Below are 20710 nucleotides of genomic sequence, written 5' to 3'. Positions count from 1 at the left end.
GAACTGCGTAAAACGTTGACCTATGACCGTGGACGCGAGATGTCAGAACATAAAATACTCGAAGAAGATTTAGGCATAGATGTATATTTCTGTGACCCACATTCACCTTGGCAAAAAGGCACATGCGAAAATATGAATGGTTTAATTAGGCAATATTTACCTAAAGGGATTGATTTAAATCAGGCAGATCAGCATTATTTAAATCAAGTTGCCATGTCACTGAATACTCGTCCTAGAAAGGCGTTAGATTGGCTTACACCATTAGAGAAATTTGCTCAGCTTGTTGATTATCATATGGCTTTTGAAACTGTCGCACCTCATGTTTGAATTCGCCATATGTTAGAGATCGCTTTAGGCTCGGCATTAATGTATTACTTTGCCACGGAAGCCTTTGAAATAAAAAAGAAACCGGAAGAAGCAGTTTATTATACAGAAACTTTAGATTCTCGAAATAACTCTTTTGTCCGAATGCATAGAGAACCTGTACTTATTAAACCCGCATTAGAAGACCAGTTCCGAGGTATTGTCCGTCAGGCTTACGATTATAGTTGTGGTTCAGCCGCACTTACCACACTTTTAAATGGGTATGTTGGCACTGATTTATCAGAACAACAGACCATGAATGGACTTTTAAAGTTTGGTGAAACAGAACGTATTATTGAGCGGCGCAGTTTTTCCCTGTTGGACATGAAGCGTTTTGTAGAAGCTTTAGGTTTAGAAAGTGGAGGATATAAAGGAGAATTTTCAGATTTGGTCAAGCAGGGTCAGCCTGCAATTGTACCAATCAGTTACGCCGGTTTTAAGCATTTTGTGGTTTATAAAGCCTATAAGAATGGGCGCGTTTACGTCGCTGACCCGGCTTTGGGGAATATAAGTTTTGACGAGCAGCGTTTTAAGGAAATTTGGGAAAATAATACACTGTTCCTGATTAACGTAGCGCCTGAACAAAGAAAAAACCTGTTGGCTTTGCAAGATGCTGATATGCGTCATGTAGAAGATGCCACAGTAAACCGTTATGCCTTTGTAGATATTCAATATCCACAATTCTATATGGAAAAAATTGCCGATAAAGCCTCAACTATACGTCTAGATCGAAATTTGAATAAGGAATCAGAAAGTTATGGGCAACCTACCTATAACTATCTGAGACTCTATTACAAAAATAAATAGCAGCACAGAAATTGTTTGAAATTAAAAAAATAAAAAGGTGGGATGGAAAATGGACCGTAAGTGGATGAATAGAACAGTTTTGGCTTTAAGTATTCAGATGTTATTTGGGGTGGCTTATGCGGCAGAACAGCCGGGAGCGCCAGAGAAGGAGAAAACAGCAAATCGGCAGAATGTTGAAGCCGCATCTCCTGAACAGCCTATTGCATCAGAAACAGTGTCAGAGCAGCAAGATGCTTCAATGGCTCTGCAACAGCAGGCAGGTGATGCGACTAAAGAAACCAATTTACAGGAAGTGTTTACATCCAATGAGCGTCAGTATTCTTTAATCAAAAAGGGTGATATCTCTGCATATTATGATGTCGACTATACTTATTACAGAGATACACAGCTAGATCTAGAAATGGCTCAAGGGCAGCTATACCAATTACGGGTGCAGGAAAATGCCAGTCATACCCTAACCAATACCTTTACTGCTCAATATGGCGTGCTGGATAATTTAACGTTCACTGCTTCATTACCTTTGGTTGCAAAAACAGATCTGCTCAAAGATGCTTCTACTGCGGGTCTGGGGGATATTTCAGTAGGGGCGCGTTGGGAGCCTTTTCCCTTAAAAGCTGGACGCTTACCGCTGATCTTATTTGGTAATCTTTCCAGTAAAACTGGCGATAGTCCTTATGAGATTAATCCAACAACAGATCTTTCTACCGGTAAAGGATATTATTCGGCAGGTATAGGAGCGAGTACCCGTAAATATATTGATCCTGTTGTACTCTTCGCCTCAGTATCAGCCAACTACGGTTTTAAAGAAACTGGACTGAATCAACGCCGTGGGTCACGGATCATTGATGAGTTTAATCCAGGTATAAGTGGTGGATTCGCTTTTGGTTTTGCCTATTCATTTAACTATGATGTTTCGATGACCATGTCTTATCAGCAAAGTTTCAATACTGATGCTGAATTCACATATACAAGTGGAGAAAGTTATTCGGTTGCAGATCAAACCAGTTCAACCTTTGCAATATCTCTAGGCGTACGGGTATCACCAGAGACTATTGTAAACGGTACACTGGGTATAGGACTGACAGAAGATGCACCTGATGTCTCTTTAGGTCTTTCTTTCCCACTCGATGTTCTGGGTTTTGGTAAAAAATTACGCTAAGAGGCTGGTCGTATGAAAATTAATCGACTTCGCCCGCTAGTGTCTGCAATTTTATTATCGGGCTGTTCCAGTGTTGCATTTGCTCAATTAGGGCAAAATTTATCTGTTGATATTCGGTCATTAACTATGGGAAATGCTGTAACAGCAGACCCTCCCGGGATTAGTGCAATCCATTTTAACCCGGCAGCATTGACCAAAATTGAAGGCTTACAAACCGACCTGCAAGGAATTGTGGCGAATTTTGATATCAAACGTGAATTTACCGTACCTGCTGGCTACAATGTATTTGGTTATTCTGATGACCCATTAGTATGTAATGACGGGCCAGAAGTTGATTCGGACTTGTGTACTGATTTTAAAGGTCCGGTCAGGGGTGATGTAGAGTACGTCAGCCTGTATATTCCGATTTTAAAAAAAATGGTCGATTTGGGCGAAGGGATGCCAATGGTCGCACCAACAGCGGGGATTGCATATAATCCGCCTGGATCTAGAACTACATTTGCTACCGCTATGTATGCACCTCTGGTAGCCGGTTTCGGTGCTGAAAATGGAAATCCTGGTAATTTTATGGGGCAACAGGTTGCCTTGGAGAGGATTACCTATCTATCGCCATCTTTTGCTTATGAAGTGAATGATGAATTATCAATTGGCGCATCTATTGGCATGTCTTATCAAGCCATTGGTCTGAAAACAGATTTACGTTTTCCCAATGAATTGATTGGAATGTTACGTATGATTGATGAGGTTGTCTGTACACCTTTCAAGGAAAACCAGGACATTATTACTGATATCTTACTATTAGGTATTTGTAATGCTGAAGAAGGTATGAATCCTTTTAGCCGTTTTGGACAGATGCAAGTTGCTTTAGAACAATCTCTTAGTCCAAGTTATAACTTGGGTGTACTGTGGGAGCCAACGGATGACTTTAGCTTAGGCATGGTATATCAAAGTTCTGCAAAAATGCGGTTAAAAGGTAAATACCATATTGATAATGCCAAAGCTCCACAAGAACTCATCAATGGTCTCATGTCCTCACCGACTGGGCAGATTCTGGCTGCTATTTTAGGCTTTCCCCGTTCTATTCCAGGAAGTGAGTCAGGGCTGGTGGCTATGGATTTTGAATACCCGGCACACTTTCAGGCAGGAATAAAATATAAAATTTTACCTGATTTACAGCTTAACTTCGATGTAGGCTGGACAGACTATAGGGCTTGGGACAAATTTAAATTTGAGTTTGACCGGGAAATTTCTGCGCTAAAAATTGCAAAACTTTTATCTGAGAATATTGGGGATGCCAATCTGGCCTTACCTCTAGAATTTACTTCGCCATGGAATTTTGGAATTGGCCTCGAATACTCAGCTACAGACCGTTTAAAGCTACGGGCAGGCTATGAACCACGGACCAGCGCTATTCCTGATCATAAACGTAATACCATGGTTCCAATCAATAACGCACAACTATTTGGTCTTGGATTAGGCTATCGTTTTGATGCAGATACAGATCTGGATTTATCAATTGGTTTCTTACAAAGCCGCGATAAAATTCCAGCAGGTGCCAGTAATTTAGGGAATTTGCCTGGGGTAAATAATATCTTGCTGAACCCGTTTGCGGGTTTAAATATGAAAACGGATACTAAAATTACAATCTTGGGTCTAAGTTATAGAACAAAGTGGTAGGCTTTGAAAAGAAAATGAAAAGGGACATCGTCATTAAAATGATATTCGCATTAAGTTTAATGCCAGTATCGTTTGTATCAGCTGGAGAGTTTCATACTATTATTGGTCCTGATGGGCGGCCTATGGTAGTACAACGCCCAGATAAAAGACCTGAAAAACTGGTTCAGCCTGAGGCTGAAACTACCAATTTTACTCATAAACTAAAAACATCTAGGGATGACAAAAGTCAGATAGATGTTGTGATTATGTCATCAAAAAATGTTCTATCTTCTTCAAATGGGATGGAGAAGAAAACAGCTCAAGATATAATTAATGCAGATAATCAGCCGTTGATTGTTGCCCCTAAAGAAATACAGGCTGTTACATCGATAGTTAAACCAGTAGAAAAGTTGCCAGACCATAGTTCTTCTATAAAGCAGCCGAAACAAGTTGTGACGCCACAAAAAAACATTATTATTCCAGAGACGCAAGCAACCCATCAAAAAGAGCAAAAAATCAATACTCCAGCCCTCACCGCACAGCAACAGGCTTTAACAGTAATTGACGGTGAGCAATATATTAAAAGTGAATATCTGGAAGATAAAGAATTTAATATAGATGGAAAAAAACGTTTCTATACTATGCCAGAAGGGATTATTGATACACGTAATGGCTCCACGCGTTTACAGGTTATTGAAAGAGAGAAAGGGGTAGGCAAGTCCACTTTAGATCATCTGTTCAAAAAGAGTCCGATACAGGCAAATCAGGTAATTGTTTTAGCTCCTACTTACTATCGTATATCTCAGGCCGAAGCAGTAGAAAGTTTAGGACAACAGTGTTTTAAAGATAAAAAGATTAAGAAAGCTAAAAGGATGAATGCAGAGCAAGAAATTAATATCTGGCCGCGCGCTCCTTTAAAGGATCAGTTCGATTTTGAAGTGGTTGAACTATCTGGCCAGATACAGCATGTCCAGATTAACTCGTACGCCTCCCAGCAAAACAGACCGACTTTTTATTGGCCTTTAGTCATATTTCTGGATGCAAAAGGTTGTGTCATTGAGGGGGCTGGAGGCTTTAAAAACCATGATACTGATGCCTCGATGATTCATTTTAAAAAACTTGAAGGTGTGATCCGTATACCAGTCCATACTCAGTACTTACTAATGACTCCCTTACTTTCAGCCCCAGATACGCCGAATTATGTACTGAGTAATCAGGGACAGTTAAAACTAATTGCACTACGTTAAACCGAAAAAAAAGAGCATGAAGAATGAAAAATAAATATCTACTACCATTTACGATGACTGTATTAATGGCTGCATTGAGTGGCTGCGGTGGTGAAAGTGCAAATATTATCCCCGAAAAAGATACGATGACGTATGTCAACGGAACATGTAAAGCAAATGATAAAGGATGTACTGAATTTATTTTAGATTATCCCGTTGATGGTCTGAATTTTACCTGTAGTAGTGACGCCAATAATACGTTTATAACTTTAATGGATTTTGCCAACTCTGTAGTTACAGGAACTTGCCGTACAGGCGATAAGGCGGAATTCTTTATGATGGGCAGTGACGACAGAAAAATTAGTCTGGGTGAAGTAGACCTCAATAAAATTAGTTCATCCGATACAATTGGTACGGTTCCTCGTTTGACCTTGCTTGATCTTGCTGCTGGAATAACTGGACAAGATGCCAAAATGCTTCAGCAGAGTGATCCTACCGTGAAAGTTGCCTTAGAACTGGTTAAAATTATTCAGGCATTGGCACTCAAAGAACAAAGAATTGAAGTGCCTACGGATATCCAGGCACTTTATATTACAGATGCAGTAAGACAAAATCTGGAAAAAATTTCTACCTCAGTGACTGCCGAAGATATTGTCAGTAAAAGATATGTTGAATTGATTCGCCCATGGCTGGATGTTTCACAAATTACAGATCAAGATGCTTTTATTACGCTAAATAAATTAGTCAATATTGCTAATTCTGCAGTTTATCAACCTGAATTTGCCGTCTTTCCAACAAATTTAATTGATCAAATAGCAAGTAATGCCGGCTCAGAAGGCATGGTAGGGTGTAATAAACCAGTTTGTGACTTAAATGATATTTCTATTAAACGTGCTTTAGGTCATTTTATGTTGATTACTGACCGGCAGGGCTACACTCTTGGGAGTGGCATTCAATGGAAAGGAAGTGTTACTAAAGCTACATCTGCAGTTATCGGTGCTAATCTGGAACTTATTACCTCTACCAGGCCAGTGAGAATCACTGCGGAACCACAGGATCACTGGATTAATCCACTTACTAAGAGAATAGATCAGCCTTTTACATTTAAAGTCAGTGAACAGAACTCTCAAGATTTACTGATTACTCAAGGTAAACTATTTAATAACAGTATTATGGCCGGGCAAGAAAAGTTCTATAAAAAAATTACCAGAAAAACAACGATCACAGAAGCAGATAAAAATGATTTAGGTCACTGGCAGCAGGACGTAGCCGGTGAATTATTTCAAGGACCTATGGATCTGTACAAAATCTACCATATTACTTATCTGGATAAAAAAGTCTTCAAGTCTATTAATAATAGCCGTGTAGGCGAAAATTATATTTTTCCACTTTATGCTGATCTGACCTTCAAGTTTAATGATACTTCGGTCAATAATATTAAACTCGGCATTGTAGTAGATGCCAATGGAGATATTCGAACTAATATCCGGCCAAATGCAACTGCATCAGATATGTCTACGGCTTTATGTAATTCAGATAGTATCAGCCCGGAATTAATAGATAATTATGGAGTGCAACAGTATCGTTTAGGAACCACGGCCCGCGTATTTACTAATGATAATTCTATTTCTGTACGCATGATTTTAGCCAATGATACTTTTAATAATATCAATGGTGCATTAGTGGGAATGAATGTCAAATTGCAGCTCGCAGAAAATGGTGAAATACTTTCTGTTGGGGGAGCAAGGATACAGCTTGGTGGACTATTAAACGGTAACAGGTCAATTCGCTTTACGGACTCTGCAGGAGAAGCTGTACAATGGGCCAATACATTAGCAAGCTTCCAGAATACCTTTAATAATGCAAACCAGAAAAAGACTGAAAATGATCCAACTAAAAAAGAAGTCACACAGGCTGATTTAAATCTGGCAAAGCTGGCGGGCGGAAAAATAGAAATGACTTTGCCAGACTGTTATCAGGTTAAAACTAAATAAAATTCTGACATCAAATGATTTGTATTTATATGAATCAAGTTCTATAAAAGACCAGAGTAATATTAATTTGTTCTGGTCTTTTTATTATATTTTATATTAGCCGGTGTGATCTATACGCGTACCAATAGTTTCAAGATGGGTAATAAAAGAATTATTTTTCCGGTCTTCAAAATAATGACGTAAAGTCCGCTCGACACTCGGAAAAGCTAATTCAGTCCAGGGAATTTCATGTTCATCAAAGAGACGACATTCAATACTTTCTTCACCCGCTCCAAATGTACCATCAATTAAGTTAGCTTTAAACAGCACATAGATCTGCCCGATTCGTGGAATATTATACATACAGTATAACTGTTCAATATGAATTTCAGCTTCAGCTTCTTCACGGGTTTCACGTGCTGCACCCTGTTCCATGGTTTCAAATAATTCCATATAGCCAGCTGGCAGTGTCCAGAGTCCGTAACGCGGTTCAATAGCGCGGCGACAAAGCAGGACTTTATCTTCCCAAAGTGCTAAAGCTCCACAAATTACCTTCGGATTCTCATAATGTATATTTCCACATTGAACACAGACACGACGAATTTGATGATCGCCTAAAGGAATTTTTTCAGTTGTCTCATGCCCACAAATGATGCAGAAATTCATATACATTAACGCCAGGAGAGGTGGCATTCAGCATAACCGAAATTTTATGCTTTCGCATCATTTGTATGTCAAGCCCGACAATTTCAGCTATGATGAAAATAGAATAAAAGAGCGAAGATAAGGTAATGGCATGGATGATCATTCACTCATACAACTTCTGCAACAACGCTTGCGGTTTTCAAGACGTATACAGCCTGCCCATGCCGCAGTCCTGATTGCTATTACCAATGAGCCTGATCCGAAAGTGCTGCTAACACGCCGTTCTGCCTATCTGAACAGTCATGCAGGTGAAGTCTCGTTTCCAGGCGGGAAACGGGATGCGACAGATACCAGCAATATTGTGATTGCACTACGGGAAGCTCAGGAAGAAACTGGCCTTAACCCGTTTGAAGTAGAGCTGATAGGCGATTTACCTATGCATCGTGCGCGTAATGGTATGTTGGTTAAACCGGTAGTTGGACTTATTCCGGCCGGGTTGGAACTCAATCCGCAGCCTTCTGAAATCGACCGGATTTTTTATGTTTCATTAGACGAACTGATGCATGCACCTCCTGTACCTTATGAGGTTCATTATGCGCATCAGTCATTATATTTTCCCAGTATGCGGATTAATAATGAAATTATTTGGGGCCTGACGGCCCGAATGTTAATTGCGCTGTTTAAATATGGCTTAAATTATAAAAAAGAATGGCCATTCTTGTTGAACTCGCCTACTTTTCAGGCTAGAAAATACTGACTAAAACAAACAGGGAATAGAAACATGTTATATAAATTTGAAGGGCACGCGCCTAAAGCTTTACAGCAGCCTTGGGATGGATGGGTAGCAGACAACGCCACAGTGATTGGTCAGGTTGAAATGGGGCAGCAGGTCAGCATCTGGTTTGGAGCGGTGATCCGTGCAGATAATTCTAAAATCCATCTTGGTGATTATACCAATGTGCAGGAAAATGCCGTATTACATACTGATGCCGGCATCGAGATGAATATCGGGCAATATGTTACGATTGGTCATCAAGCCATGCTGCATGGCTGTACCATTGGAGACAATACATTAATTGGAATTAATTCTGTAATTCTAAATAATGCAGTGATTGGTAAAAACTGTATTATTGGTGCTAACGCTTTGATCCCAGAAGGTAAAATTATTCCAGACAACTCAGTTGTCATGGGGTCGCCTGGAAAAGTCGTGAAACAGGTGGATGAGCAGGTTGCAGCGCATATCCGTTTCAGCGCACTACATTATGCAGAACATTTTAAGCGATTTACACACCTGGAAGAAGTTAAACTTTAACTGAATCTGAAAGAAGAAAATTTAGCCAAGTATAGACTTGGCTTTTTTGTATTTGCTCTGTGAAATCCTCGCCACTGAAACATGAGTGGAGTATGATAGCCAACAATTTTTAACTGATTTTATTTAAGGTTGTGCATGAAATTGCTGGCATTGGAAACTGCCAACGAGCAGTGTTCCGTATCCATAGTAGATGACATTCAGGAGCTGTTCTTTCAGCTGGATGAGCGTACTAAAGCACAGACACAAATGATACTACCTATGATTGAAAAGGGATTGCAGCAAACTTCACTGCAATTGGAGCAGTTATCCGCAATAGCGTTTAGCCGTGGACCAGGTTCATTCAGCGGCGTACGCATTAATGCTGCAGTCACCCAGGCACTGGCTTGGGCCAACGATTTGCCAGTCATTCCCGTATCAACCTTACAGGCACTGGCTCAGGCAGCCTATCGTCTGACGGGCCTCAAAGAGGTGAGTGCCGTACTGGATGCACGGATGCAGGAAGTTTATATAGGCAGTTTTCAGTTAGATGAACAGCATATTATGCGGCCAGTTGCTGAGGAACAGCTACTTGATTATGAGACTGCCAGACAAGCTGTCCAGTTTCCACTGGTGGGTTCTGGTTCAGCCTTAGTTGATACAGCACAGGTAAACTACCAGCAGATTACGGCAACAGCCCAAGATATTGCAGCGATCGCACGAGTACAGGCATTAAAAGCCGAGTGGTTAAGTGCCGAGCAGGCTTTACCAGTCTACTTGCGTGACAATGCGTGGAAAAAAATACCAGAACAAGGTAAAGCATAATTAGGAATACGGTATGGATCTTTTACTGCTATTTAAAGCAGCCATCATGGGTATTGTTGAGGGAATCACTGAATTCCTTCCGATTTCAAGTACTGGACATTTGATTCTGGCCTCAGAGTTAATGGATTTCTGGACTAAAGAAAAAAGTGCAGTCTTTGTAATTGCCATCCAGATGGGGGCAATCGCGGCAGTGATTTATGAATACTGGTCGCGTCTATGGGACGCTGCCACAGGTATGATCACGGGCGAAGAAAAAGGTCGCCGTCTGGGCTTTGGGCTGATTCTGGCCTCGATTCCAATTGTACTGGTGGGTCTGACGTTTGGTCAGCAGGTTAAAGAGCTTCTATTTAATGATGTGGCAGTAGCAATTGGTTTGATTGTTGGTGGCCTGATTATTATATGGATAGAAAAGAATCCACCTAAAGTCAATGCACCTGAAGTTGAGAATATCAGTATCAAACAGGCAATCTGGATTGGCCTGATTCAGATCTTATCACTGATTCCGGGCACTTCGCGCTCAGGCGCAACAATTATTGGCGGCATGATGTTGGGTCTGTCACGTAAATCGGCAACCGAATTCTCTTTCTTTCTCGGTATTCCTGTCATTATCGGAGCCGGTCTTTTAGATCTGTATCAAAGTTATGATGTACTGGAAAGTAATTTTGACTGGTTGGTAATCGGCTGGGGGATTCTAGTTTCCTTTATTTCAGCATTGTTCCTGATTCGTGTTTTAGTCGCTTATGTGGCCAAGCGTGATTTCATGATCTTTGCCTGGTACCGGATCGCATCCGGATTACTGATCCTGTTATTTGCCTTTACTGGCTGGAGATTATGGTAAGCCATGCGCTTATTTTGTGAAGCTGAATATGAGGATCAAGCACAGCACTACGCTGCTGTGCTTGGTTCACGAGGTATAAATTTAGGTATAGAAACAGTTGAGAAAATCAATAGCCGTTTTTTACGCCTGAATCCGGAACTTGCTTTATGTACAAACGCGCAGGGTTTATGGCTATGTGCAAATGGCATGAAAATGCAACCAGACTGGAAAGCTGAAATTCCACGTTTAAAGCGTGCCAGTTTAAAGTCGGAAATGCTTGCCCGCGCCTGCCAACTGGGAGAAAAGCCGCAACTGATTGATGCCACTGCCGGTTTGGGGCATGACAGCTTGCTGATGGCCCATTTGGGTGCAGAAGTCACTTTAGTCGAGCGTCATCCCATTCTATTTACGCTGCTGGAAGAAAGTCTGGCCCAGGCACAAACTGATGCATTCCTGAACTCAGCCGCAGCAAGGATTAAACTGGTTTTTGCCGACTCTGCTGATTATTTGCGTCAGCAAACAGCTCGACAGCACAGGATAGACGTTGTTTATCTTGATCCGATGTTTCCACAGCGTGACCAGAATCAGCAGGACCATAAAAAACAGGCCCAAGTTAAAAAACAGATGCAGCTTTTACATATGCTGTTGCCTGAACAGGGAGAGATGGATTTGGGAGATAGACTTTTATCTCTTGCACAAGCAGTTGCAAAACGGGTCATAGTAAAACGGCCACGTCATGCAGGATTTCTAGCCGAACAAACACCTGATCATCAATGGTTAGGCGACGCCTGCCGCTTCGATGCCTACTTTTATCTGCCTGATTAAAACTATTTGGTAACAGCTTCAATATTAAGCAAAGTTTTGTTATATAGTTAGAAAGTGGCATTGCTAAATTCTATCTCAGGCCTAAACTGTTTAGGCCTTTAAAAAAATATCATTTTCCCAGACATCCTATGATTAACCTCAAACCATCGATTAATTTTTGGCATGATTTTCAAAGCAATCAGATTGCCGGGATGTGGTTATTTTTAGGTTCTCGTCGCGCACTGGCTGCTGTGCGGCCTTCAATCCTTCAGTTTATTGTCTGGGGCGTACTGGGAGGGCTGGCCAATACTTTATTTAGCTGGCTGACTGCTGGTGAAACTGGCGAGTTTAATTCGCAAGGACTGGTGAGTTATGCCTTATGGCCTTTTCTGGCCTTAATTGTCGGCATATTCCTGTCACAGCGTACCAATAATCCACGATTAATGCTGGTGCCGACTATCTTATGGCTGATTCTGGATACGCATATTGCGCTATTGCAAAGCCTGATTCAGTATCTGGGACAACTTGATTATTTACCTTATGCAATTTATGACTATTTGCCCATCCTGTTTATGGTGCTGTTTGTCTGGCAGAGTATGGCTGTGGTCTGGGTATTTGGTCGTGAACTAAAATGGCCGTGGTGGGAATTTGCCCTGATCATGCTGGCGACATTTATTACATTGGTCGTATGGCAGATGTCAGTTAAAGACCAGCCAATCTGGAAAGTAGAAAGTGTCCCGCCATCATTTTCTGAAGAGGCTTTCTATAAGCAGAGTCAAATACTGAATCGTACTCTAGAAGATGTGGAGTATGGTGAGTTTGCTCAAACGCACTGGTATTTCTTGGGTGTCGCTGGCGCCAGCTATCAGGATGTTTTTAAATCTGAAGTAAAACGGATTAGGGAACAGTTTGATACCCGTTTCGGAACATTCGGCCGTTCGGTAATGCTAATTAATAACCCAGAAACCCGTACTGAAATACCTATTGCTTCTAGAACCAGCATTAATCTGGCGCTACGCCGTATCGGGCAGCAAATGAACCGTGAAAGTGATGTGCTATTTTTATATATGACTTCACACGGACTGCAAAATCAGTTTGAAATTGAAAATGCGCCTTTAGAGCTGGATCAGGTTGATCCAAAATGGCTACGTGAAGCATTGGACCGTTCCGGTATCCGCTGGCGTGTAATTGTAATTTCTGCCTGCTATTCTGGCAGTTTTATACCGGCCTTGCAGTCTGCCAACACTTTAATTATCACAGCTTCTGCTGCTGACCGTGCTTCATTTGGCTGCTCCAATGAAGCTGACTATACTTATTTTGGGCGGGCTTTCTTTGATCAGGCTATGCGTGAACAGTCTTCCTTAAAAACGGCGTTTGAACAGGCACGCAGTACGGTAGCGACTTGGGAGAATGCTCAAGGTTTTGATCCTTCTGAGCCTCAGTGGGTCATCGGCAAAAATATGGAACTGATGTTGCCTCAACTGGAACAGCGCCTGTTCCCGGCTACCACAGCAAATCAGCCTAATTTATCATTAGCTGTATCCCAGTCTGCTCAGCTCGAAAGGGCAGGAAAATAAAAGGAATAAGAATATGGAACTATTGCAGACCAATCGTTGCTTTGATGGTGAACAGCGTATTTATCAGTGGACTTCAAAATATCTGAAGGGTGAGAGCCGTTTTAGTATTTTTTTGCCACCTCAGGCGCTGCTGGATGAACCCTGCACCACTTTATTTTATCTGGCAGGCTTAACCTGTACCGAAGAAACCTTTGCAATTAAAGCCCACGCCCAGCGACTTGCTGCCCAGCTCGGACTAATTCTGGTCTCTCCTGATACTTCGCCAAGAGGGGAAAATGTTGCCCAGGGAGACAGTTGGGACTTAGGCCAAGGCGCTGGCTTTTATATTAATGCCTGTGCAGAGCCATGGTCTGAACATTACCAGATGGAAAGTTATGTGACAGATGAGCTTTATCCGGCAATTCTGAAAAACTTTCCAGTGCAGACCGATAAAGTCGGGATATTCGGACATTCTATGGGTGGCCATGGTGCCTTGACGCTAGCATTGAAATATCCGGAAAAGTTTAAATCGGTATCCGCATTTGCACCGATCTGCGCACCGTGTCAGTGTCCGTGGGGAGAAAAAGCATTTCGACATTACTTGGGTGAAGACCACCAGCAGTGGACTAAACACGACGCTGTACAGCTGGTGACACAAAAAGGTACCTTATTTCCTGAAATCCTGATTGATCAGGGGCTGGATGACCAATTCTATGACCAGCTCCATCCTGAACTGTTTGCACAGGCCTGCAAACAGGCAAGCCAGCCACTACGCTTGCGCCAGCATACTGGCTATGATCATGGTTACTATTTTATTCAAAGCTTTATGGATGACCACTTACAGTTTCATGCCATCCAGCTGGAAGAGAAATAAGCTTGAATGATACAGAGCATACTTCTAGTATGCTCGCCACTGTACCTGAAATTCCTGTTGTGCCATACGATTCAGGTGATCAATAACAACTTTTTCCAGACGTTGATGCTCATCTTCGGCACGTTGACTTTCTACCTGAACAGCTAACTGTTCAGTTTCAGGGGTTAAAATGACTTTTGCATCTGGCATGACAATTGTAAAAGCTGTGCCATGCTCTTCAATTTCAAACTTGTGTTTCCAGTGATTTACCAGACGTTTAGCTATACGACCAGCATCTTGAGTATCAATTTCTGTGCGACTATTCATGCTGCTTCTCATTCTCAATAACAAGCATACTGTAGCAGAGTTTTACTCAAAGTACTTCCTCAAAATTTTAAGACCTGTTTCAACAGGGATTGCATTTATGCTTTAGTGCCCAGTAATCAGGAGCTTTTTGCTATAATAATACAATAGTCAATTTCTCAAGCCAGGTCCTCCGATGTCCAAGCCCTATCTAATTGCACCTTCAATTTTATCTGCAGATTTTGCCCGTCTCGGTGAAGATGTGGAAAAAGTATTGGCAGCCGGTGCTGATGTAGTTCATTTCGATGTAATGGATAATCATTATGTGCCTAATCTTACTTTTGGGGCGGGGGTATGCAAGGCGCTCAAAAAATATGGTATTCAGGCACCCATTGATGTACATCTGATGGTTTCACCAGTTGATCGCATAATTGGTGACTTTCTGGACGCAGGGGCGGACATTATTACCTTTCATCCAGAAGCATCTGACCATATTGACCGCTCTTTACAACTGATCAAATCTGGCGGAGCGCAAGCTGGGCTGGTGTTTAACCCGGCAACTCCATTGCATTATCTGGACTATGTACTGGATAAGGTAGACCAGATTCTGTTGATGAGTGTAAACCCGGGGTTCGGCGGCCAGAAATTTATTCCAATGACTTTAGAAAAACTACGTCAGGTACGCAAAATTATTGACGCAAGTGGCCGTGATATCCGTTTAGAGGTAGATGGTGGCGTAGGACCTGCCAATATTCGTGAAATTGCTGAAGCAGGTGCAGATATGTTTGTAGCAGGTTCAGCCATTTTTGGAAAACCAGATTATAAAAATGTCATTGATGAGATGCGGGCTGAACTGAATAAAGTAGGTAGTGTAGAAGTTTAAGCTATTTTAAATAACTTGATGAGGTCTGTGGATAACTTTGTTTATAACTCTATGGATATCCTTGTTGATAACGCTAGGGATAACTTGGGTAAACTATAAACAATTAACTATCAATTGCTTATTAATTAGACAAAAAAAGTATAAAAAGGATTCAACTGAATCCTTTTTTATTGACTTAATCACTCCAAAAGCAAGTATTTTTATTAGCCAGTGTCTAAAATTTGAACTGACTAATTTATAGCTACAGCCTGCAGAACAAGGTTTTTTTTAAAGCTATATACTTATCTGGAAGTGAAGCTTGGCTTTTGTGCATAATTTTATAAATTTTTCCCCATCTGCGGTAATACTATTTTTAGGGTTTACTTAAAGCTCAAGAGATTTTAAATTTAAATGAATGGAATCTGAGCAAAAGATACCTTCGTATTGAGCTACTGTTTATCTGGACAGGCTCAGTTAAAATAATCAAAGTTTCAGGAGGAACGGCCTCCCCATAGTGGAAAAATTGTCAGGACGGCCTGACGAGAAAGGAAAAGACCGGATGGCATGGTTACTATTACTCTTAGCAGGTCTTTTTGAAGTAGTTTGGGCTTACTCAATGAAGCTTTCAGAAGGCTTTACTCGCTTAGGCCCAAGCGTAATTACGATTGTTTTTATGATACTGAGTGTAGTGCTGCTCTCTATTTCGATGCGGACTTTACCTCTAGGTACAGCTTATACTGTCTGGACAGGAATAGGCGCAATCGGTTCTTTTTTACTGGGGATTTTTATTTTAAATGAACCGGCAGGAGCAATGCGAATGCTGGCAGCAGTACTGATTGTATCTGGATTGGTTCTCATGAAATTATCTTCAAGCAATTAGAGGCAGGTAAAAAAATATGAAACTTGCAATGCAGTATATGGATTCTCCAGTGGGCCGTTTAAGGCTGATCGCAAACGAGAAAGCACTGGTAGCCGTTCTTTGGGAAAATGAGCAACCTAAACGTATTCAGCTGGCAGAACTGGTGGTTGAGCCGGAGCATCCGGTTTTGCTTCAGGTACGCCAGCAGCTTGAAGAATACTTTGAGGGAAACCGGCAGCGATTTGACATACCGCTAGACTTTGCCGGAACAGAGTTTCAGAAACTGGTCTGGACCGAACTGTTAAAAATTCCTTATGGACAGACTCGTAGTTATGGGCAGATTGCTCAAGCGATTGGTCGACCTAAGGCGATGCGCGCCGTAGGTGCTGCAAATGGTCGTAATCCGATTTCAATAATTGCACCTTGTCATCGGGTAATAGGAGCTAGTGGTGCATTAACTGGTTTTGCGGGTGGACTGGATAATAAAACAATTCTGCTGAACCTGGAAAAGAATATCCAGCTTTAAGGCGTTGATTTGCTGAGTTAGCCAAGCGGACGGTTCATCTTTAACTGCTGACCCCGTATTAACCTAAAAAGCTCTGCCTGATATAAAGCATCATCTAGAGCATTGTGATTTTTACTTAACTTTGGATGTAATAGCCGGTCCATATGCCGTGAACTGGTTTCTGACCATTTACAGTGCTGGGCAGCCATAAAATAAGACTTAATATCCAGTGCGCTGATTCCAAACGGGTTATGCCCTAAAAATGCCCAGAAATAATAGTTAATAAACGACCAGTCAAAACCGGCATTTAAACCTACAAAGACCAGCCGTTGATCTATTACAAGTGAGCTAAGCCACTGACTAAACATTTGCATAGCCTGAACTGGTTCCAGACCGGTTTGCTGTAAGCTCTCTAATGAAAGTCCACAGACATTTAATGCTTCCGGTATTGCATTACTATTTAATGGCTTGATTTCACATTGAAAGTTCTGTTCAGGATGATCAATATTACATGCGCCAATGGAAAGCAGGCTATAAATACCAGGTATAGGGCCAGACGCTTCAATGTCGACTGAAATATAAAGTTCTGATCTCTGAGCCAATATAATTTATTTCCTTGAACATGCATATTAAATCATAATAGCGCTGAATGAGTTTGAAAAGCTTGATAGAACCTTGAATTCTACTTCATAACATATTTATAGCTAAACAACTGGGGTAAGGAAAATGTTATTTAATTTTATAATTATAGTGGCTGTAATCGGCCTGATTGCTTGGGTTTCTTCTCCTAAATTTAAAGGCAAACTGGGCGAATTCACAGTGAAGGTACATGCTAAAAAATACTTGAGTGAAGAGTATATTATGCTAAATGATTGCACGCTACCTGATGAACAGACTGGTACTACTCAAATTGATCATATTCTGTTAAGTCCCTATGGTATATTTATTATAGAAACTAAAAATTATCAAGGATGGATCTTTGGCGGAGAACGCCAGAAACACTGGACACAGAAAATATATAAAAAATCTTTTAAGTTTCAAAATCCGTTATATCAGAACTACAAACACATTAAGGTATTGGAGTCAGTGCTTAAAGATGTAGTTGAGCCTGAGTATTTGCATTCAATTATAGTTTTTACCCCCCAGAGTACTTTCAAGACGCCCATGCCAGCTAATGTATTACAGGGAAAAGCATGGACAGATTACGTCAAACAATTCCAGCAGACTGTGATTCCGGCAATGAAACTCAAACGCATTAAATATCGTCTAGAAAAAGAAATACTAGAAAAGGGCTGGAAAACTGACCGGCTACATATCGAAAATCTTAAGCAAAAACAGGAAGAGCAGAACTGAACCTGTGCAAAAATAAATAACTGATAAAAATAGTCAAACACTGAATTGAGTAAAATTATAGAAATTAAAATCTGATGAATCTTTTATAAATTTATACCGCTTTCTAATAGGAAAAAGAGAAGCTAATAATTTGTTTAAATTAAATTTTTAGAAATGATTTTAATATCTGAACAATTATATTCAAAATCCAAAAATAAGATAATGATGATAAAAATGATAATTAGTATCATTTAGTTATACTTCATGTTAAGATTCTGCCGCGATTGAATTGATATACCTTGCTTTAAAAAATTGACTTTAGTGGACTTTGAAAGAAGAACCGTACTATGCAAGGCTAAGGCGAGTTGCAGCCAGTGCCCTATAAAAGTCTAACCTTAATAAAAAGATGAGGGAGACTATATCAATTCATTAAGGGAATTATTGACGACAACTATTTTTGGCTTAACTCGTATGTCTAGACCATTAAACTCTACGCCGAAATCTTTATTTTTGGCAGTACGGACTATTCTGTTTGCTTCCACTGCCTTACTGATACAAACTACCTTTGCAGCAGAAGCGGATCAGAAAAATGAAACAAGTCATTCTGATAATGTACAGCAGCTTCAAACCATTACTTTAACAGCAGAGCAGCCACAGGCAGACACAGAAAACTCCGGAAGCTATACGGTTAAAAGTGCAAGTACAGCGACCAAGCTAGATCTATCTTTACGAGACACGCCACAGACAGTTAAGGTCTATACACGGGCCTATCTGGATGACCGGAATATTGAGTCTTTTCAGGAGCTCATGAGCCATATTACGGGAGTAACAGCTTCACGTACCGATGAACGCCAGAGTTATTATGCACGTGGTTTCCAGGTCGATTATTATCTGGTCGATGGCTTGCCAAGTACCTTAACACTGGCTGAAGGTGATCCGGATTTAAGTATTTATGACCGGGTAGAGGTAGTTAAAGGGGCAAATGGTTTAATGACGGGAGCTGGAAATCCGGCAATCGGCCTTAATCTGATCCGCAAACATGCTAATGCAAAAGAACTGACAGGTAACCTGACTGCATCAGCCGGTTCATGGAATAGCTACTCTAGCTCGGCAGATTTTTCAAATGCTTTAAATGAAGACGGTTCATTACGCGGTCGGGTCTTTGTGAAACATTTACAAGAAAATTCCTTTATGGATTTTTATTCCAAAGAGCGCAATATTGCTTATGGAGCACTAGACTACGACCTGTCCGATCGGACCAGTTTATCGTTTGCTGCCATGTACCAGCAATTAGAACGTGATGGAATTCGCTGGGGAGGGTTACCCGCCTTTTATAATGATGGTACCCGAACCAAATTTAACCGCTCCCTAACCGTCAGTTCAGACTGGACCTATTGGGATGTTGACTCAAAGGCCATATTTACCTCACTCCAACATAACCTGTTTAATGATGTTGATTTACATATAGGTTATTCTTATCGTCGGGATGACAAAGATACAGCTCTGCTTTATGTCGATGGTAATGTAGATAAAAATACTCATAAAAGTTTGGGGGCTATTTCTGTTTATTCCTCTGAACAGAGAAATGATGAAAATAATGTCGATATTTATATTACTGCGCCCTTTACTTGGGCTGGACGCCAGCAGGAAATTGTAACTGGTGCTTCATGGAACCAGAATGAGCTTCTTACCAATAAATATGGAACGATTCAGGGAAAAAAAGAAAGTACAAATGATCTGGACATCAATACCCCTAATGAGCTGGATTTTTCCAATATGAATACGGAGTTGCTGACTCCGATTACTAACCCGAAAAGACTGGCATTAAACAAGACTACTCAAAGCGGTGTTTATATTGCTGGTAAATTTCATGTGCTTGACCCTCTTAAAGTTGTGACAGGGGTACGGCTGTCAAACTGGGAATTTGAATCAAGTGATGGCAAGGGAACGCGTAAATTCGACAATCAGGTTACTCCTTATGTCGGAGTCATATATGACTTTGCAGCAGATCATTCCTGGTATGCCAGTTATACCGATATTTTTAAATCGGAAAACCGTCGTGATATAGATGGTGGTTATTTAGACCCGGCTGTTGGTAAAAACTATGAAACGGGTATTAAAAGTGAATTTTTTGATGGCCGTTTAAATACAGCTTTATCTGTCTTTAGAATAGAGCAAGATAACTTTGCCGAGAAAATTACGGATGGATATGTAATTGTTGATGGCGTTAAGACCTCTGAACAGGCTTACCGAAGTATTGATGGAGTCGTCAGTAAAGGGGTAGAGCTAGAGGTTGATGGCGAAATTAATGATCAATGGAGTCTTAACTTTGGTATCGCCAACTTTGAAGCACGAGATGCTAAAGGTGAGAAGGTAAATCCCAATAATTCCCGTACTACCTCAAATCTGTTTGTTAAATATAGCCAAGATAAATGGAGTGCTGGAGCAGGAGTGGATTATCGAAGTAAAACTTATTCATTAACAAAAAAGGATAACTGGCGAATTGACCAAGGTAATATCTGGTTGGCGAGTCTTATGCTGGGTTATCAGGTTGACCCGAATATCAAGGTTCAGCTCAATGTCGATAACTTATTTGATAAAGTTTATTATGAAGGGATCGGCGAGAGCAGTATGAATTATGGTGCACCACGTAACGCAACACTAAGCTTGCGTTATAAATTCTAACCAGACTTTTGTCTGAAGATTAAAAATATTCAAAAGACAAGTAAAAGGGGGCAATCAGCCCTTTTTTATTGTATATATAATAGATATATATTTAATGCTCATAAATAAGAATTTTCTTTTAAAGTAAAATATTAGAAGAACTAACTATATTTAAATTTTTATTAATTTTAAATTATAGTTTAGAGATATTTT

The 20710-nt window shown here is 40.7% G+C and carries 21 protein-coding genes; 18 read left to right on the top strand and 3 right to left on the bottom strand.

The annotated features are described in order from the left end of the window. The 6 genes from N518_RS16680 to N518_RS0104030 all read left to right on the top strand — a co-directional run. Positions 1 to 327 (top strand): IS30 family transposase (locus N518_RS16680; protein WP_031995575.1); only part of this gene is annotated, 327 nt, incomplete at its 5' end. A gap of 9 nt (positions 328 to 336) precedes the next feature. After that, positions 337 to 1170, top strand: coding sequence for a C39 family peptidase (locus tag N518_RS0104050; protein ID WP_005018574.1), 834 nt, complete (start codon positions 337 to 339; stop codon positions 1168 to 1170). A gap of 49 nt (positions 1171 to 1219) precedes the next feature. Continuing rightward, positions 1220 to 2329 carry a hypothetical protein gene (locus tag N518_RS0104045; RefSeq protein WP_026444007.1) on the top strand — a complete coding sequence of 370 codons (1110 nt, stop codon included), beginning with the start codon at positions 1220 to 1222 and terminating at the stop codon, positions 2327 to 2329. Positions 2330 to 2341: 12 nt separating this feature from the next. Further along, positions 2342 to 4006 (top strand): OmpP1/FadL family transporter, encoded by a 1665-nt coding sequence (locus tag N518_RS0104040; protein ID WP_026444006.1) that lies wholly within the window; start codon positions 2342 to 2344, stop codon positions 4004 to 4006. Beyond that, positions 4000 to 5232, top strand: a complete 1233-nt coding sequence (filE, locus tag N518_RS0104035) for a putative pilus assembly protein FilE (RefSeq protein ID WP_228131027.1) — start codon at positions 4000 to 4002, stop codon at positions 5230 to 5232. The genes N518_RS0104040 and filE overlap by 7 nt, the downstream gene beginning before the upstream one ends. Positions 5233 to 5255: 23 nt before the next feature. Beyond that, positions 5256 to 7205, top strand: coding sequence for a hypothetical protein (locus N518_RS0104030; RefSeq protein WP_026444004.1), 1950 nt, complete (start codon positions 5256 to 5258; stop codon positions 7203 to 7205). Positions 7206 to 7301: 96 nt separating this feature from the next. Here N518_RS0104030 and N518_RS0104025 read toward each other — a convergent pair whose 3' ends face one another. Next, positions 7302 to 7850, bottom strand: coding sequence for an NUDIX hydrolase (locus N518_RS0104025; protein WP_005404874.1), 549 nt, complete (start codon positions 7848 to 7850; stop codon positions 7302 to 7304). Positions 7851 to 7980: 130 nt separating this feature from the next. On the opposite strand from N518_RS0104025, the gene N518_RS0104020 reads away from it, so the two are divergent. The 7 genes from N518_RS0104020 (at position 7981) to fghA (ending at position 13993) form a co-directional block, all read left to right on the top strand. Next, positions 7981 to 8586, top strand: coding sequence for a CoA pyrophosphatase (locus tag N518_RS0104020; protein ID WP_005018581.1), 606 nt, complete (start codon positions 7981 to 7983; stop codon positions 8584 to 8586). Between the two features lie 24 nt (positions 8587 to 8610). Next, positions 8611 to 9141 carry a gamma carbonic anhydrase family protein gene (locus N518_RS0104015; RefSeq protein ID WP_017400939.1) on the top strand — a complete coding sequence of 177 codons (531 nt, stop codon included), beginning with the start codon at positions 8611 to 8613 and terminating at the stop codon, positions 9139 to 9141. Positions 9142 to 9276: 135 nt separating this feature from the next. After that, positions 9277 to 9942 (top strand): tRNA (adenosine(37)-N6)-threonylcarbamoyltransferase complex dimerization subunit type 1 TsaB, encoded by a 666-nt coding sequence (gene tsaB / locus N518_RS0104010; RefSeq protein ID WP_005027710.1) that lies wholly within the window; start codon positions 9277 to 9279, stop codon positions 9940 to 9942. Between the two features lie 13 nt (positions 9943 to 9955). Further along, positions 9956 to 10780 carry an undecaprenyl-diphosphate phosphatase gene (locus N518_RS0104005; protein WP_005027708.1) on the top strand — a complete coding sequence of 275 codons (825 nt, stop codon included), beginning with the start codon at positions 9956 to 9958 and terminating at the stop codon, positions 10778 to 10780. A gap of 3 nt (positions 10781 to 10783) precedes the next feature. After that, on the top strand, positions 10784 to 11584 hold the full coding sequence (locus N518_RS0104000) for a class I SAM-dependent methyltransferase (RefSeq protein ID WP_005027706.1): 801 nt from the start codon (positions 10784 to 10786) through the stop codon (positions 11582 to 11584). 128 nt (positions 11585 to 11712) lie between these two features. Further along, positions 11713 to 13140, top strand: a complete 1428-nt coding sequence (locus N518_RS0103995; protein ID WP_005027704.1) for a C13 family peptidase — start codon at positions 11713 to 11715, stop codon at positions 13138 to 13140. Between the two features lie 13 nt (positions 13141 to 13153). Continuing rightward, positions 13154 to 13993 (top strand): S-formylglutathione hydrolase, encoded by an 840-nt coding sequence (fghA, locus tag N518_RS0103990; RefSeq protein WP_026444003.1) that lies wholly within the window; start codon positions 13154 to 13156, stop codon positions 13991 to 13993. Between the two features lie 24 nt (positions 13994 to 14017). Here fghA and N518_RS0103985 read toward each other — a convergent pair whose 3' ends face one another. Continuing rightward, positions 14018 to 14299 carry a DUF2218 domain-containing protein gene (locus N518_RS0103985; RefSeq protein WP_026444002.1) on the bottom strand — a complete coding sequence of 94 codons (282 nt, stop codon included), beginning with the start codon at positions 14297 to 14299 and terminating at the stop codon, positions 14018 to 14020. Positions 14300 to 14471: 172 nt separating this feature from the next. On the opposite strand from N518_RS0103985, the gene rpe reads away from it, so the two are divergent. The 3 genes from rpe to N518_RS0103970 all read left to right on the top strand — a co-directional run bounded on the left by rpe (position 14472) and on the right by N518_RS0103970 (position 16522). Further along, a complete protein-coding gene (rpe, locus tag N518_RS0103980; protein ID WP_005406768.1) occupies positions 14472 to 15158 on the top strand; it encodes a ribulose-phosphate 3-epimerase in 687 nt (228 codons plus the stop codon). Positions 15159 to 15696: 538 nt separating this feature from the next. After that, positions 15697 to 16017, top strand: a complete 321-nt coding sequence (locus N518_RS0103975; RefSeq protein ID WP_005018603.1) for a DMT family transporter — start codon at positions 15697 to 15699, stop codon at positions 16015 to 16017. Between the two features lie 16 nt (positions 16018 to 16033). Beyond that, the gene (locus tag N518_RS0103970; protein WP_005018605.1) at positions 16034 to 16522 is read left to right on the top strand and encodes a methylated-DNA--[protein]-cysteine S-methyltransferase; all 489 of its coding nucleotides are present in this window, start codon (positions 16034 to 16036) and stop codon (positions 16520 to 16522) included. Between the two features lie 17 nt (positions 16523 to 16539). Here the strand turns inward: N518_RS0103970 and N518_RS0103965 are convergent, their stop codons facing one another. Continuing rightward, positions 16540 to 17103, bottom strand: a complete 564-nt coding sequence (locus N518_RS0103965) for a 3'-5' exonuclease (RefSeq protein WP_005018606.1) — start codon at positions 17101 to 17103, stop codon at positions 16540 to 16542. Between the two features lie 124 nt (positions 17104 to 17227). Here N518_RS0103965 and N518_RS0103960 point away from each other — a divergent pair, with 124 nt between their 5' ends. Beyond that, positions 17228 to 17854 (top strand): nuclease-related domain-containing protein, encoded by a 627-nt coding sequence (locus N518_RS0103960; protein ID WP_005018607.1) that lies wholly within the window; start codon positions 17228 to 17230, stop codon positions 17852 to 17854. Between the two features lie 450 nt (positions 17855 to 18304). Then, entirely contained in the window at positions 18305 to 20518 is a 2214-nt protein-coding gene (locus N518_RS0103955) for a TonB-dependent siderophore receptor (RefSeq protein WP_005404879.1), read from the top strand. Positions 20519 to 20710 lie beyond the last annotated feature (192 nt).

The sequence above is a fragment of the Acinetobacter sp. UNC436CL71CviS28 genome (assembly GCF_000620525.1).
GTDB classification, from domain to species: Bacteria; Pseudomonadota; Gammaproteobacteria; order Pseudomonadales; family Moraxellaceae; genus Acinetobacter; species Acinetobacter radioresistens.
Note: the sequence above shows the minus strand (reverse complement) of the source record. Positions and strands in the feature narration are given on the sequence as shown.